The following is a 258-nucleotide window of genomic DNA, read 5'->3' as shown; positions in this document are numbered from 1 at the left end:
ACAGACGTTAGATACTTTTCTTGATGTGTTCCAATGCACCTTTTTCAAGCCGTGATACCTGTGCCTGAGAGATGCCAATATTTTTTGCTACCTCCACCTGAGTTTGTCCTTTGAAAAAGCGCAGGAAGAGTATATTACGTTCACGAGGCTGAAGCTCGCTCATGGCTTGCTTCAATGAAAGCTCTTCCAGCCAGCTTTTATCGTCACAGTTGTCGCTCACCTGATCCAATACATAAAGAGCATCGCCGTTGTCAGAAT

General features: G+C 44.6%; 1 protein-coding gene. It reads right to left on the bottom strand.

All coding sequences use genetic code 11. The features are described from left to right. Nucleotides 1-7 precede the first annotated feature (7 nt). The coding region (locus DWX59_RS28490; RefSeq protein WP_117563486.1) for a sigma-70 family RNA polymerase sigma factor at nt 8-258 on the bottom strand (251 nt) is incomplete at its 5' end.

Source organism: Enterocloster aldenensis (assembly GCF_003434055.1).
Taxonomy (GTDB): Bacteria; Bacillota; Clostridia; order Lachnospirales; family Lachnospiraceae; genus Enterocloster; species Enterocloster aldenensis.
This window is presented reverse-complemented; position numbering and strand designations above follow the sequence as displayed.